The sequence below is a fragment of the Pseudomonas sp. NPDC089554 genome, assembly GCF_050280645.1.
In the GTDB taxonomy this organism is placed as follows: Bacteria; Pseudomonadota; Gammaproteobacteria; order Pseudomonadales; family Pseudomonadaceae; genus Aquipseudomonas.
On sequence record NZ_JBNNVR010000012.1, the window covers coordinates 41,638 to 56,192 of the forward strand.

Consider the following 14,555-nt stretch of genomic DNA (forward strand, 5'->3'; position numbering starts at 1 on the left):
AATTCTTTGAGCAGGGAGTCTGGGAACTTATTTTTCGACAACAGCGAGAATTTCGTTCTCAGCCATTACCAGGAACTCTTCGTCTCCATCTTTCACGGTGTTGCTGCCCGAATAAGGACCGAAGACCACCTCGTCACCGACCTTCACGGCCATTGCACGGACTTCGCCGTTATCCAGAACACGACCGGTGCCCACGGCAACGACTACGCCACGGTTTGGCGTTTCGGAAGCCGAAGCCGACAGGATGAGGCCGCTCTTGGTGGTGGTTTCTTTATCACTGCGACGGATGACGACGCGGTCATGCAGAGGACGAAGCTTCATTGCGATCTCCCAAATTGTGGTTTTCATCGGCCGGTATCGAGACCGGCAGGTTGAGGCTATCCGGCGTTGCCGGTCAGGGCCCGCATGGGGCGAACCCTCTGTGTCATGTCTGGTGTTGCCACCAGAAACCTTGCGGTGACCCTTACATAGGGTCGCCAGAATCGATTACAAGGTTTGTCCGGGGATTTTTTTTCAAACGCTGATCGCATCAGCGATTATTTATCGCGACGCTCGTACTCGCCTTCGATGACATCGGGGCGATGGCCGGAAGGGTTCGGGCGAGCCTGCAGCGGATCGTCCTGGAAAGCACGCTGGCGCATGCTCTGCTCCTCGGCACGCTGGCGCAACTTGCGCGCCACCAGGCTGCGGGTGAAGGGCAACAGGCACAGCAGGCCCAGCACATCGCTGATGAAGCCCGGCAGCAACAGCAAGCCACCACCCACGGCCAGCATCAGGCCCTGGAACATGTCCTCGGCGGGCAGCTCGCCACGTTGCAGGCTCTCACGGGCACGCAATGCCGTGGCAAGGCCTGCCACGCGCATCACCAGCACACCCAGGGCGGAGCCGGCAATGATCAGCAGCAGCGCGGGGAAGAAACCGATGGCGGCGCTGACCTTGACGAAAACGAACAGCTCCAGCACCGGAAAAATTAGAAACAGCAGTAGGAAAACACGCATCAAGCGACCCTCAACGGAAGACAACCTTCCAATAAGACCCCAGATGGATGCGCGTGCTCGCTATTTCAACCCTCGGCCGCTACCACGTCGGGCCATTGGTCGGCGCGAGCCAGCAGTACCAAGGCTTCGCGGACTTGTGTCGGCGTATTGCAGGTGCTGGGGAACGGCAGCCAGTGAACCGCCTGGCCGATCCTCAGGTGCATGCCTTCACTGTCGATGCCGACCAGCTCTGCCGGAACGCTGCGCGGCAAGTCGGTCAGCGCTACGTAGTGGGCAATGGCATTGGCGTGATCGCTGTTCATGTGCTCGATCATGCTGGTTTCGGCCTTGCCGGCAAAAGGGTTGGCCAGGGTGACCTGGTCGAGCCAGTGGATCGCGCCGAAACCGCCGATATAGCGATGGCGCACCGGCTCCAGCACCCAGAAGTCGAAATCGTGGGCCTTGTGGTAGTTGCTGGCATCGGGGAAATAGCGGTAGTAGCGCTCGGCCGCGGCCTCGATGGCCTGTTCGTCGACCAGCTTGCGCGCCTCGGCCATCACCGTCAGGCGCCCCACGGCCTGTACATCCTCGGCATCGCGCTCGTTGACCAGCAACGAGCACTTGGCGTCCTTTTGCAGGTTATGAGTGTGCTGGGCGATACGGCTGATAAGGATCAGCGGGTGGCCCTCGGCGTCGAGGCAATAGGGCACCACCGAGCCGAAGGGGAAGCCCGGCATCGACTTGGATAAGGTGGACAGCACCCCGCGATACTCCTTGAGCAGCAGTTCGCGGGCGGGGCGGATGGCATTCGAGCTCACAATCGAGATCCTCGGCGAATGAAAATCAATTGCGAGCTATTAAGCTACAAGCGGCGAGAAAAGCAAGTTTGGCCTACCACTTGTAGCTGGACTTACCAGGCCACGCCGAACCCTGCGGTGTAGCGGGTCTTGTCCAGGTCGCCGTCGCTGCTGCCCTCGATGATGTCCTTTTCCGCCTTGAGGTTGAGTGAAGCCCACTCGGTGACCTTGTAGCGCAGCCCCACCTCGGCATCCAGCGAGTAGTCGGCCACGCCGCCCAGCGGCTTGCCCAGCTCGCCATTGGTGAAGAACTCCACGGTCTTGCCGATGAGGTAACGGTTGTAGTCCCACTTCACCGCCGCAGCATAGAAGTTGTCCTTGCCGCCGTCGCGGTACTCGAAGTCGGTGCGGTTGATCAAGCCACCCAGCGAGAACGCCCCCAGTTCGTCGTCCCAGAACTGGTAGCCCGGGCCAGTACCCACCGTGCGCTGGCGGGCCAGGTCTTCGATCTGGTCGCGCTTGTACTCCACGCGCCCCTGCCAGAACCACTTCTCGGTGATGAAGCGGTCCAGGGCGTACTCGGCGCTCCAGTTGTTGGTGGTGGTGATGTCGTCCTTGGTCTCGCGGTTGTACTCGCCTTCGGCGTTGTGCCGCCAGCGGCCGTGGCGCGCGGTGGTCTTGAAGCTGACGTCGTAGTCGTCGGTGTCGTTCTCGGCGCGCTTGTAGTCCATCGCCAGGTCGACGTTGCCCTTCCACAGGAAGTCTTCCACCAGTGGGCGCGGCTTCATGATCTGCTCGATGCTGCCGAGTTCGACGGTCTTGGGCGTGTCGCCATTGGCCAGGGTGACCTTGCCGTCCTCGGCGGCCTTGAGCGACTTGGCGCGCTCGCCGCTGTAGGCATCTTGCTTGACCAGCAGTTCCTGGTCGCTTTCCAAGGTCTGGACCTGTTTCCAGTCCAGGGCGATATTGCCGCCGTAGGGGGTCTCCAGCAGCAGCTTGCCACCATCGAACACCTTGATCTTGCCGGTAAGCCTGTCACCGTTCTTCATCCATACGGTGTCGGCCAGGGCGGGGGCGCTAAGCGAGGCAGCGAGGATGCACAACAAGGCTCTAGAATACATAAGCAGATACGGGCTCGGTTTGAGGTAAAAAGCCGGGCATTATCCAGCTATCGAAGGTCAGAACAACGACAGACCCAGCCTATGCCAACGAGTTCCCTTCTCATTTACCTACACGGCCACGGCTCATTTGCCGTGTGCCCCGTCATCCGCTGATGTTCGGCGTATCAGGCAGCGCGTCGGAAGATGCCCAGGCCCGACGAACGGCGCTGTATTCCGTGCTCGGGCAAGTGCCTGCTGGCAAGGTGGTGAGCTATGGCCAGCTCGCCGAACTGGCCGGGCTGGGCCGCGCCGCACGCTGGGTAGGACGCACTTTGGGGCAGTTGCCAGCCGACACGCGCCTGCCCTGGCACCGGGTACTCGGCGCGGGCGGCCGGTTGAGCCTGGCGCTTGGCACACCCTCAGGCGACGAACAACGAGCAAGGTTGCGCGCAGAAGGTGTGAATATGGCCAATAATCGTGTGGATATGTCGCGCCATGGCTGGCGCCCAATGGAGCACAGCGGTTAGAGTGCGCGCTTTGTGTTAGCAAATTTGAGGCAGATGTTGGCCCATGCCCCGTAAAACCTGGCGCGCTGCGCTCGCTGCCTATGCCAGCCCGTCGACCCTGGTGCTTCTGCTGCTCGGCTTTGCCGCCGGCCTGCCCTACATGCTGGTGTTTTCCACCCTTTCCGTATGGCTGCGCGAAGCTGGCGTAGCCCGCGAAACCATTGGCTATGCCAGCCTGATCGGCCTGGCCTACGCGTTCAAATGGGTCTGGTCGCCGCTGCTCGACCAGTGGCGCTTGCCGTTGCTCGGCAAAATGGGCCGTCGTCGCTCGTGGCTGTTGCTGTCGCAAGTGCTGGTGGTGGTTGGCCTGGTCGGCATGGGCCTGTGCGACCCGCAGAAGCATCTTTCCTGGTTGATCGCCCTGGCGGTGCTGGTGGCATTCGCCTCGGCCACCCAGGACATCGCCGTTGACGCCTATCGCCTGGAAATTGCCGACGACCAGCGCCAGGCCGCCCTCGCTGCCAGCTACATGGCCGGTTACCGGGTTGCCGCGCTGCTTGCCACCGCGGGTGCGCTGTTCTTTGCCGAATGGTTCGGCTCCACCGGTTTCAGCTACCTGCACAAGGCCTGGACCGGCACTTATGTGCTGTTCGGCGTGCTGATGCTGCCCGCGCTGTTCACCACCCTGGTGATGCGCGAGCCGCCCGTGCCGCTGCGCACGCAGCTCTCCGCCGCGCGTTATGGCCTGATGCACCAACTGGTGTCGGTGTTCGTGCTGATCATCCTGCTGGTATCGGTGCCGGCCAGTTTCACCCAGATGTTCAATACCGACTGGTCCAGCGTGGTGTTCGGCGATGCGACGGTGCTTGACCTGCTGCTCGAAGACCGCGCCTTCCTGCGCCTGATTCTCTACGCACTGCTGACCTGGGCCTGCCTGTCGTCCATGGGCCGACGCGGCCTGGCGCCGGTGCTCACGCCAGTCAACGACTTCATCGTGCGCTACCGCTGGCAGGCCTTGCTGCTGCTGGGGCTGATCGCCACCTATCGCATGTCGGACACCGTCATGGGGGTGATGGCCAACGTCTTCTACATCGACATGGGCTTCACCAAGGACCAGATCGCCAGCGTCAGCAAGATCTTCGGCCTGATCATGACCCTGGTCGGTGCAGGTATCGGCGGGCTACTGATCGTACGCTTCGGCATCCTGCCCATCCTGTTCATCGGCGGCGTAGCCTCGGCCGGCACCAACATCATGTTCGTGATGCTGGCCGACATGGGGCCGAACCTGGAAATGCTGGTGGTGACCATTTCCCTGGACAACTTCAGCTCGGGCATGGCCACTTCGGCGTTCGTCGCCTACCTGTCGAGCCTGACCAACCTGAAGTTCTCCGCCACCCAGTACGCACTGCTGAGCTCGATCATGCTGCTGTTGCCGCGGCTGATCGGTGGCTATTCCGGGGTGATGGTGGAGAAGTTCGGGTATCACGACTTCTTCCTGATTACCGCATTGCTGGGTGTACCGACCTTGATCCTGATCGCCCTGCACTGGCGCCAGGAGGCCGGCAAGGGCAAGCCTGCGCCGGTGGAAAACCAGACGGCCGAGCAGCAGCCCTGAGTTTGCCGTTACGCTGTACCGGCCCTGTCAGGGGCCGGTGCAGCTAAACCACCTACTGCGCCACCGCCCCTTCCCCAGGCCGCCCGCCGACCACATACCGCAATGGCCATAGCGCCAGCACCCCGGCCACACCTGCGAGCAGCGCGAAATGCAGCAGGCTCGCGCCACCGCCGAGCATCGCCAGCAGCACGCCGCCCAGGCCCAGCAAAGCGATGGTGATCATCCCCAACATCGCCGACACCAACCCCTTGCTCTGTGTGCTGGAGAACAGCGTCATGCGGTACAGCACCGCATTGGCCACGCCCAGGCCCAGGGCGTACAGCGCCATACCCGCCACCACGCTCGGCACCGTCGGCCACAGCCAGGTCGCCAGCACCATCAGGCACAGGCCAGCGAGATACGGCCACAGCGCACCGCGTACCAGGCTCGGCAACGGGTAGCGGTCGGCAATGCGGTTGATGATCAGGTTGCCGAGAATCAAGCCCGCGAACACCGGCAGCTGCCACAGCGCGTAGGCCATGGTGCTCAGGCCCTCATCGTGGATCAACAGCACTGGCGACAGGCCGATCCAGCCGATCAACGGCAGGCTGACCAGGCCCAGCGCCGCACTACCGGCAACGAAACTGCGGTTGCGCAGCAGTTGCCCATAGGCGGCGAGCAATGGCAGCAGGTGGATCGGCGTGAACGGCAGTGTCGAGCCGTCGCGACGCTCCACGCCGAGGGTCTCGGGCATCAGCCGATGCAGCAGCACGAAGCACAGCACAGCGCCCACCGCGAAGGCCACGAACAGCCAGCGCCAGTCCAGCCATTGCAGCATCAGGGTGCCGACCAAAGGCCCGAGCAGCGGCGACAACAGCGCGATATTGGCCAATAGCGCCATCATGCGTACCGCGTCGGCCTCGCTGAAGGCCTCGTTCAAGGCCGGGTAGCTGACTGTCACCACGAAGCCCAGGCCGATGCCCTGCAACAGCCGCAGCAGGTTGAACAGGCCGATGTCGTGCACCCAGAAGGTCGCCAGGCACGCCAGGCCGAAGAACGCGCAGCCCACCAGCAACAGCGGGCGACGGCCATAGCGGTCGGCCAGTGGGCCGATCAGCCACTGCAACACCACACCGCCAAGCAGGTAAAGGTTCAGGGCGTGGGGGATGTATTCGGGGCTGGCGTTCAGGTCATCGACCACTACCGGCATGGCCGGCATGACCGCGTCGCTGGCCAGGTAGGTGAGCAGCTCGAACAGGGCCAGGGTCAGGCCGAACAGCAAGGCCCTGAGGGGAGTGATGTACAGCAGTGGTTTCATGTTTAGGCAGGAATCGATTTGTATGCCAAAAATACTGGGGCCGCTGCGTGGCTCTTCGCGGGCAAGCCCGCTCCTACAGAATCTGCGTAGAACCTGTAGGAGCGGGCTTGCCCGCGAAGAGCCGCGCAGCGGCCCCAACGATATCAGCGAGATATTACTGCGCCGCTGGCTCCTGCACCACGCGAATCACTCGCTGCGGAAAGGGAATGTCGATGCCCTCGGCACGCAAGCGATCGCGGGCCTGCTCGTTGAGCATGAACATCACGTCCCAGTAGTCGGCAGTCTTGGTCCACAGGCGCAGGGACACGGTGATCGAGCTGTCGCCCAGGGTCGCCACCACCGCCTGCGGCGCAGGGTCCGGCAGCACGCGAGGGTCCTGGGCCAGCTCCAGCAGCACGTTGCGCGCCTTCTGCAGGTCGGCCTCATAGTCCACGCCTACATCGAACACCACCTTGCGGGTCGGCTGGCGGTTGGTGTTGGTGATGATGCCGTTGGACAGCGCGCCGTTGGGCATGATGACGGTCTTGTTGTCGCCGGTGCGCAGCACGGTATGGAAGATCTGGATGCTGTCCACGGTGCCGCTCACGCCCTGGGCCTCGATCCAGTCACCGATGCGGAACGGGCGGAACATCAGGATCAACACCCCGCCGGCGAAGTTCGCCAGGCTGCCTTGCAAAGCCAGGCCGACCGCCAAGCTCGCCGCACCGATGGCCGCAACGAACGAGGTGGTCTCGATGCCGATCATCGAAGCCACGCTGATGAACAGCAGCACCTTCATCACGATGTTGGCCAGGGTGCTGATAAAGCCCTGCAACGCGGCGTCGGCACGCATACCCACCAGCTTGCCGAGGCGGTCGCTGAGCTTGTTGACGACCCACCAGCCAATGGCCAGGGTCAGCAGCGCGAGCATGACGCGGCTACCGTATTGCATGATGAGCGGTATCCAGGTCTGCGACTCGCGCATCAACTGGTCGACTTCGGCGTTCAAATCCATATTCATCTCCTCATGCCGAGCGGCATGTCCAGCGGTCAATCCGGCCGCAAGAAATTCCACGGCCACAGGAACCGATGGACATCACTGCGCCATCCAAGGTTCCTGGCAGAGCCCGGTCAGTCGCGGAAGTTGTTGAACTGCAGCGGCATGTCGAATTCCTTGGCGCGCAGGGCGGCGATAGCCTCCTGCAGGTCGTCGCGCTTCTTGCCGGTGACCCGCACCTGCTCGCCCTGGATGGCGGCCTGGACCTTGAGCTTGGCGTCCTTGATATGGGCGACGATCTTCTTCGCCAGCTCCTTGTCGATACCTTCGCGGAACTTGGCTTCCTGCTTCATTTCCTTGCCGGATGGATAGGCGTCCTTGACCTCCAGGCACTTGACGTCGATCTTGCGCTTGACCAGGGCCAGGCGCAGGATCTCGACCATCGCCTCGAGCTGGAACTCGGCCTCTGCGGTGAGCAGCACGGTCTGTTCCTTGTCCTTGAACTCGAAGCTGCCCTTGCCCTTCAGGTCGTAGCGACGGTCCAGTTCCTTCACCGCATTGTCCACGGCGTTGGTGACTTCGTGCTTGTCCAGTTCCGATACCACGTCGAACGAAGGCATTGGTTTTTCTCCATACATGAAAACCGCGCTCGGTGAGGACTCTGCCCAAAGCAGGCCTGACGATGGAGCGCGTCGGTTTTGAGGGTTAAAATGCGGGCTCATTATAACGGGTTGCGAAACGCAGATGAGCAGCACCTGGCATATTCTCGGCGCCGGTAGCCTCGGCAGCCTCTGGGCCTGCCGCCTGGCGCGGGCGGGCAAGGCGGTGCGCCTGATCCTGCGCGATACGCAGCGCCTGGCCGCCTACCAGGCCGCCGGCGGCCTGACCCTGGTCGAGCAGGAGCGCGTCTGCCGCTACGCCATTCCCGCGCAAACCGACGATGCCCCAGGGCCCATCCACCGCTTGCTGCTGGCCTGCAAGGCCTACGACGCTGCACCGGCCGTGGCACGGCTGGCGCCTCGACTGGCCCACGGCGCCGAGATCGTGCTGCTGCAAAATGGCCTGGGCAGCCAGGACGAGGTGGCCGAGCAGGCGCCCCATGCGCGCTGCATCTTCGCCTCGAGCACCGAAGGTGCATTCCGCGAGCAGGACTGGCGGGTGAATTTCGCCGGTCACGGCTTCAACTGGTTGGGCGACCCGGCCAAGCCAACGCCGCCCGAGTGGTTCGCCGACCTGCATGAGGCCGGGATCCCGGCACAGTGGACACCGGACATCCTCAGCCGACTGTGGCGCAAGCTGGCACTGAACTGCGCGATCAACCCACTGACCGTGCTGCACGACTGCCAGAATGGCGGGCTGCTCGGGCACCTCACCGAAGTCTGCGGGCTGTGCGAGGAACTCGCCGTGCTGCTGCAACGCTGCGGCCAGCCCCTGGCGGCCGAAAACCTCGACGAGGAAGTACAGCGAGTGATCCTCGCCACCGCCGCCAACTACTCTTCCATGTACCAGGACGTGCACCATGGCCGGCGCACCGAGGTGCACTACCTGCTCGGCCACGCGTGCCGCAGCGCTGCGCGTCACGGCGTTGCTATCGACCGGCTGGAACAGTTGCACCGGCGCCTGGTCGATAACCTGCGTGCGCGCGGACTGCCCAGCGCCTGAACCGGCACCCGAAACCAGAGAAGGACTAAACCCTGCCCATGACACTGCGCCAACGCCTGGAAAACCTCCCGGTCGGACAGAAGCTGCTGGCGGCCCTGCTGGTGCTGCTGGTGACCATCCTGCTGGTGGCCAACCTGGCGTTCATCAGTGCCGCCTACTGGATCACCCAGGAAAGCATGGCACCCCAGGCGCTGCAGACCATCGGAAAACTGGTGTCGAACCCGCAGCTGTCGAGCCGTGCAGGCGACTCGGAGGAAGGCGCCAACGCCCTGCTCAAGGAGCTCGACAGCTACTCACCGCTACGTGCCGCCGCAGTCTATGCCAGCGATGGACGTCTGCTCGCGCAGTTGCAGCATGGCGAACCGCTGGCGCTGCCCAGGCACTACCGGCATGTCGACGGCTGGCGCCTGATGGAGTTTCGCAGCACCCAGCTGATCGCCCTGCCCCGCCCCGACAGCCCCCCTGCGCACCTGTTGCTGGTAGCCAGCAGCGAGCTGCCCACCGCGTTCTACACCGGTACGCTGTCGGCAAGCCTGGCGATCCTGGTGTTCAGCATATTGCTGTGGGTGGTGATTGCCCGGCAAATCAAGCGCCTGATCACCCAGCCGATCAACAGCCTGGAAGAGCTTACCCGCCAGGTCACCCGCGAAGAGAGCTATGCCCTGCGCGCCCAGCGCGGCAATGACGATGAAATCGGCAGCCTGGGCCAGGCCTTCAACACCATGCTGTCGCGCATCGAGGCGCGCGAGCAGCAACTCAAGCGCACCCGTGACGAGTTCCAGTCGGCCTACGACCAGGCCCAGGGCCTGGCCGAGGAAACCCGCTACACCAACCGCAAGCTGGAACTGGAAGTGCAGGTGCGAAGCAAGATCGAGAAGAAGCTCACCGGTTTCCAGAACTACCTCAACAGCATCATCGACTCCATGCCCTCGGCGCTGATCGCCCTCGACGAGCAGCTCTACGTCACCCAGTGGAACCACGAAGCCACCGTGCTTTCCGGCACGCCGCTTGATGAGGCGCTGAACCAGCCGATCTTCATCGCCTTCGAGCCGCTCAAGCCGTTCCTGGCGCAGCTCAAGGAAAGCGTCGAGAAGCACCGCGTGGCGAAGATCGAGCGGGTCACCTGGTCCAAGGGCGAGGACGTGCGCCACTACGCCCTGACCTTCTACCCACTGATGGGCGGTGGTGGCCGCGGCGTGGTGATCCGCATCGACGACATCACCCAGCGCCTGTCGCTGGAGGAAATGATGGTGCAGTCGGAGAAGATGCTTTCGGTAGGAGGCCTGGCGGCCGGCATGGCCCATGAGATCAACAACCCGCTGGGCGCCATCCTGCACAACGTGCAGAACATTCGTAGGCGCCTGTCGCCGGAGCTGGCCCGCAACCAGGAACAAGCCAGCGAGCAGGGCATCGACCTGGCCGACGTCAACCGCTACCTGCAAGGCCGCGAAGTGCCGCAGTTGCTCGATGGTATCCAGCAAGCCGGGGCGCGGGCGGCGAAGATCGTTACCCACATGCTCAGTTTCAGCCGCCGCAGCAACCGCCAACTGGCGCCGTGCGACCTGCCGGCCTTGATCGACCAGGCCGTGGAGATTGCCGGCAACGACTTCGACCTGACCATCGGTTTCGACTTCAAGGGCCAGGCCATCGTGCGCCAGTTCGACCCCGGCCTGGGCCCGGTGCCGTGCACCGCCAACGAGCTGGAGCAAGTGCTGCTGAACCTGCTGAAGAACGCCGCCCAGGCCATTCACCAACGCCCACGGCCCAGCGAGCCGGGGCGTATCACCTTGCGTACCCGGCTCAACCCGCCGTGGGCGGAGATCCAGGTCGAGGACAACGGCATCGGCATGCCGGAGGCGGTACGCAAGCGCACCTTCGAGCCGTTCTTCACCACCAAGGAGATCGGCCAGGGCACCGGGCTGGGCCTGTCAGTGTCGTATTTCATCATCACCAACAACCACAAGGGGCAGATGGAGGTGCACTCCACCCCGGGCCAGGGCACCTGCTTCACCCTGCGCCTGCCCCTGAGCCCGCCGGGGCAGGCAGTACCGGCCAACACGGAGGCATGACATGGGCTATCGCCTGTCGAAGATCTACACCCGCACCGGCGACAAGGGCGAAACCGGCCTGGGCGATGGCCGCCGGGTGCCCAAGGACCACCCGCGCATCGAAGCCATTGGCGAGGTGGATAGCCTCAACAGCCAACTGGGGTTGTTGCTGGCCGGGCTGGATGAGCAGGGCTTGACGGAGGTCAGCGAGGTGCTGGCGCCCTGTCAGCATCGCCTGTTCGACCTTGGCGGCGAGCTGGCGATGCCCAGCTACCAGGCCCTGGACCTTGTCGAAGTGGAACGCTTGGAGGCGGCCATCGACGTTTGGAACGAAGAGTTGGGGCCGTTGAAAAACTTCATCCTGCCCAGTGGCTCGGCACTGGTGGCCCAGGCCCATGTGTGCCGCAGCCAGGCGCGTGCGGCAGAGCGGCGCTGCCAGCAGCTCAATGCGCTCGAACCCTTGGAGGGGGTTGGCTTGGCGTATATCAACCGACTGTCCGACCTGTTGTTCGTGGCAGCGCGGATCATCGGGCGGCGCCAGGGGGTGGCTGAGGTGTTGTGGCAGGCGGCGGCCAAGCCTGGAGGTTGACTGATCGAGGGGCTGCGTTGCAGCCCTTCGCGGGCAAGCCCGCTCATACAGGTTCCGCGCGGTATCTGTAGGAGCGGGCTTGTCGGGGCGCCGAACCGCCGCGAAGGGCCGCATAGCGGCCCCTTTACTCAATTGTCAGGCCAGAACGCTCGAACCCCTGCTACACCTTGCGCCCCGGCAGCCCAAGCGCGCTCGCACTCAGCAGGGCCAACGCCCCCCAACAGAAACACCGGCTGGTTGAACCCGGCGATCAAGCGCTGAGCCTCATCCCAGCCCATGGGCACCGCCTCGGGGTGAGTCTGGGTGGCCTGCACCGGCGACAAGGTGACAAAATCCACCCCCATCTGCTCGGCCAACGCCAACTCCTCGGCGTTGTGGCACGACGCCGCCAACCAGCGCGCCGTCGGGAACGGCCGGCCATTGGCCGCATACTTGCGCAACTGCGCAGCGGTCAGGTGCCAACCCGCCGAGGGGAAATCGCCCAGCCACTCCAAGGGCCCTTTGAGCATCAGCTGGGCCTTGCCTGCGCACAGCCCGACCGCATCCACCGCAACATCGCGGTACTTGGGGTCGTACATGTCCGGCGCACGCAGCTGGACCAGACGAACACCGCTGGCAACAGCTTTCTGGATACCGCGCAACAGCTCCGGCGGCTCCAGGCCATCAGGCGTAATCAGGTACTGGTGCGGCAGGCGTGCAGCGGCCACGATCGGCTTGTTGGCCTCGGGGAACTCATACTGCCCAAGGTCCCTCGGCGCCACCCAGGCCAGCGGCTGGCCTTCCGCGCCATGAGGTTCACCGGTAAAGGCATCGACCTCACGCACGTCCAGCAGTATCTGTTTATCCGGATAATCGTGGCTGACCTTGATCAGCGGTCGCGAGTGGCTGACCTCGATACCCAGCTCTTCGCGCAGCTCACGGGCCAGCGCGACCTCGACGCTCTCGCCCTGCTCCACCTTGCCGCCAGGAAATTCCCACAGGCCGCCCTGGTGCTGGGTATCGGCACGGCGAGCGATGAGAATGCGTCCATCGCCGCCCCGAATGACGGCGGCTACCACATGAATACGCTTCACCCTTCACGCTCCGCCAAACCCGCTTTCTGCCAGGCCTGGAAGGCCGGCCAGTTGTAGATCGTCTCGATGTAGGCGGCCGCCTCGGCGGGCACCTCCACGCGGTAGGTGCGCAGACGCACGGCTACAGGTGCGAAGAAGGCATCGACCAGGCTTGGCTTGCCGAACAGGAACGAGCCGCTGTCCTTGGCCGCCAGGCGGCATTCGGCCCACAGTGCGACGATACGGTCGATATCCACCTGCACGTCCAGCGCCACGCTTTCCAGCGCCTCGTCACGTGACAGGTCGAACGGCATGGCGCCGCGCAGGGCGAAGAAGCCACTGTGCATCTGCGCGCAGGCCGAACGCGCCTGGGCGCGGGCCGTGATATCTGCGGGCCACAGCTGGGCTTCGGGGTGTTGTTCGTTGAGGTATTCGGCGATTGCCAGGGAGTCGGCGATGATTCCGTGCTCGGTCTTGAGCAACGGCACCTTGCCGGTGGCGGAGTAAGCCAGCAGGCGCGCGCGGGTGTCGGGCTGATTGAGTTTGATCAGGGTTTCTTCGTAGGGCGCACCAGCCAGCTCGAGGGCCAGGGCGCCACGCAGCGACCAGGAGGAATACAGCTTGTCGCCGATGATCAGGTGGTAGCTCATGGTTCGGCTCCATGGAATTGGAACACGGGGCCGCAAAGCGGCCCCGATGTATATCAAGTGCGGTATTCGGCGTTGATCTTCACGTATTCGTGGGACAGGTCGGTGGTCCAGATGGTTTCGCTGCACTGGCCGCGGCCCAGCTCGATGCGGATGGTGATCTCTTCCTGGGCCATCACTGCCGAACCCTGCGCCTCGGTGTAGCTCGGGCTACGCCCGCCCTTGCTGGCGATGCACACCTCACCCAGGAACACGTCGATCAGGCTGACATCCAGCTCGGGCACGCCGGCACGGCCGACGGCGGCGAGAATACGGCCCCAGTTGGGGTCGGAGGCGAACAGCGCGGTCTTGATCAGCGGCGAATGGGCCACGGCATAGCCGACATCAAGGCATTCCTGGTGGTTGCCGCCGCCGTTGACCTGCACGGTGACGAACTTGGTCGCGCCTTCGCCGTCACGCACGATGGCCTGGGCCACTTCCATGCACACCTCGAACACTGCCTGCTTCAGCGCCTCGAACAGCGGGCCGCTGGCCTCGGTTACTTCCGGCACATCAGCCTTGCCGGTGGCTATCAGCATGCAGCAGTCGTTGGTCGAGGTGTCGCCGTCGATGGTGATGCGGTTGAAAGACTTGTTGGCGCCGTCGAGCATCAGGTCCTTGAGCACGCTGGGCGCGACCTTGGCGTCGGTAGCGATGTAGCCGAGCATGGTGGCCATGTTCGGACGGATCATTCCAGCGCCCTTGCTGATACCGGTGACAGTGATGGTCTTGCCGTCGTACTGGAACTGGCGGCTGGCACCCTTGGGCAGGGTGTCGGTGGTCATGATGCCGGTGGCGGCTTCGGCCCAGTTGTGCTCGGACAGGTTGTCCAGGGCGGCTTGCAGCGCACCTTCGATCTTCTCGACAGGCAGCGGCTCGCCGATCACGCCCGTGGAGAACGGCAGCACCGACTCAGCCGGTACGCCGGTCAGTTCGGCCAGCTTGGCGCAGGTGCGCTCGGCAGCGGCCAGGCCTGGTGCGCCAGTGCCAGCATTGGCGTTGCCGGTATTGGTCAGCAGGTAGCGCACGGTGCCCTGCACGCGCTGCTTGGACAGGATCACGGGCGCTGCACAGAAAGCATTGAGGGTGAACACCCCCGCCACGCTGGAGCCTTCGGCGCAGCGCATCACCACCACGTCCTTGCGCCCAGGGCGCTTGATACCCGCCGAGGCGATGCCGAGTTCGAAACCTGGAACCGGGTGCAGGGTGGGCAAGGGACCGAGACCGACAGCCATGTGTGCGCTCCTAGA

At 63.9% G+C, this 14,555-nt stretch carries 15 protein-coding genes; 5 read left to right on the plus strand and 10 right to left on the minus strand.

Annotated features, from left to right (window positions below; translation table 11 throughout):
* Positions 1–27: 27 nt before the first annotated feature.
* The 4 genes from ACQKPE_RS06030 to ACQKPE_RS06045 all read right to left on the minus strand — a co-directional run bounded on the left by ACQKPE_RS06030 (position 28) and on the right by ACQKPE_RS06045 (position 2,895).
* Complete coding sequence (locus tag ACQKPE_RS06030; protein ID WP_427664153.1) at positions 28–321, minus strand: co-chaperone GroES; 294 nt, start codon at positions 319–321, stop codon at positions 28–30.
* A 215-nt stretch (positions 322–536) separates the two neighbouring features.
* Positions 537–998 carry an FxsA family protein gene (locus tag ACQKPE_RS06035; RefSeq protein WP_427664080.1) on the minus strand — a complete coding sequence of 154 codons (462 nt, stop codon included), beginning with the start codon at positions 996–998 and terminating at the stop codon, positions 537–539.
* Positions 999–1,063: 65 nt separating this feature from the next.
* The gene (locus ACQKPE_RS06040; protein WP_427664082.1) at positions 1,064–1,795 is read right to left on the minus strand and encodes a HugZ family protein; all 732 of its coding nucleotides are present in this window, start codon (positions 1,793–1,795) and stop codon (positions 1,064–1,066) included.
* A gap of 92 nt (positions 1,796–1,887) precedes the next feature.
* Entirely contained in the window at positions 1,888–2,895 is a 1,008-nt protein-coding gene (locus ACQKPE_RS06045; RefSeq protein ID WP_427664084.1) for a DUF481 domain-containing protein, read from the minus strand.
* A 152-nt stretch (positions 2,896–3,047) separates the two neighbouring features.
* On the opposite strand from ACQKPE_RS06045, the gene ACQKPE_RS06050 reads away from it, so the two are divergent.
* On the plus strand, positions 3,048–3,401 hold the full coding sequence (locus ACQKPE_RS06050) for an MGMT family protein (protein ID WP_427664086.1): 354 nt from the start codon (positions 3,048–3,050) through the stop codon (positions 3,399–3,401).
* 43 nt (positions 3,402–3,444) lie between these two features.
* Positions 3,445–4,995, plus strand: coding sequence for an AmpG family muropeptide MFS transporter (locus ACQKPE_RS06055; RefSeq protein WP_427664088.1), 1,551 nt, complete (start codon positions 3,445–3,447; stop codon positions 4,993–4,995).
* A 52-nt stretch (positions 4,996–5,047) separates the two neighbouring features.
* On the opposite strand, the gene ACQKPE_RS06060 is transcribed toward ACQKPE_RS06055, so the two are convergent.
* From ACQKPE_RS06060 to ACQKPE_RS06070, 3 genes are all read right to left on the minus strand, one after another.
* The gene (locus tag ACQKPE_RS06060; RefSeq protein ID WP_427664090.1) at positions 5,048–6,292 is read right to left on the minus strand and encodes an MFS transporter; all 1,245 of its coding nucleotides are present in this window, start codon (positions 6,290–6,292) and stop codon (positions 5,048–5,050) included.
* A 154-nt stretch (positions 6,293–6,446) separates the two neighbouring features.
* Entirely contained in the window at positions 6,447–7,286 is an 840-nt protein-coding gene (locus tag ACQKPE_RS06065) for a mechanosensitive ion channel family protein (protein WP_427664092.1), read from the minus strand.
* A 116-nt stretch (positions 7,287–7,402) separates the two neighbouring features.
* Positions 7,403–7,888 carry a YajQ family cyclic di-GMP-binding protein gene (locus ACQKPE_RS06070; RefSeq protein ID WP_427664094.1) on the minus strand — a complete coding sequence of 162 codons (486 nt, stop codon included), beginning with the start codon at positions 7,886–7,888 and terminating at the stop codon, positions 7,403–7,405.
* 124 nt (positions 7,889–8,012) lie between these two features.
* Between ACQKPE_RS06070 and ACQKPE_RS06075 the strand changes: the two genes are divergently transcribed.
* Genes ACQKPE_RS06075 through ACQKPE_RS06085 form a run of 3 tightly spaced genes read left to right on the plus strand, consistent with a single transcriptional unit; the run spans position 8,013 to position 11,567 of the window.
* Positions 8,013–8,930, plus strand: coding sequence for a putative 2-dehydropantoate 2-reductase (locus ACQKPE_RS06075; protein ID WP_427664096.1), 918 nt, complete (start codon positions 8,013–8,015; stop codon positions 8,928–8,930).
* A gap of 38 nt (positions 8,931–8,968) precedes the next feature.
* Positions 8,969–10,999, plus strand: a complete 2,031-nt coding sequence (locus tag ACQKPE_RS06080) for a sensor histidine kinase (RefSeq protein ID WP_427664098.1) — start codon at positions 8,969–8,971, stop codon at positions 10,997–10,999.
* Between the two features lies 1 nt (position 11,000).
* Positions 11,001–11,567 carry a cob(I)yrinic acid a,c-diamide adenosyltransferase gene (locus tag ACQKPE_RS06085; RefSeq protein WP_427664100.1) on the plus strand — a complete coding sequence of 189 codons (567 nt, stop codon included), beginning with the start codon at positions 11,001–11,003 and terminating at the stop codon, positions 11,565–11,567.
* 128 nt (positions 11,568–11,695) lie between these two features.
* Here the strand turns inward: ACQKPE_RS06085 and ACQKPE_RS06090 are convergent, their stop codons facing one another.
* The 3 genes from ACQKPE_RS06090 to argJ are packed head-to-tail and all read right to left on the minus strand — an operon-like array spanning position 11,696 to position 14,540.
* Complete coding sequence (locus tag ACQKPE_RS06090) at positions 11,696–12,640, minus strand: Nudix family hydrolase (protein ID WP_427664102.1); 945 nt, start codon at positions 12,638–12,640, stop codon at positions 11,696–11,698.
* Positions 12,637–13,269 (minus strand): glutathione S-transferase family protein, encoded by a 633-nt coding sequence (locus ACQKPE_RS06095; protein WP_427664104.1) that lies wholly within the window; start codon positions 13,267–13,269, stop codon positions 12,637–12,639. Before ACQKPE_RS06095 ends, ACQKPE_RS06090 begins: the two co-directional genes overlap by 4 nt.
* 53 nt (positions 13,270–13,322) lie before the next feature.
* Positions 13,323–14,540 carry a bifunctional glutamate N-acetyltransferase/amino-acid acetyltransferase ArgJ gene (argJ, locus tag ACQKPE_RS06100; protein ID WP_427664106.1) on the minus strand — a complete coding sequence of 406 codons (1,218 nt, stop codon included), beginning with the start codon at positions 14,538–14,540 and terminating at the stop codon, positions 13,323–13,325.
* Positions 14,541–14,555 lie beyond the last annotated feature (15 nt).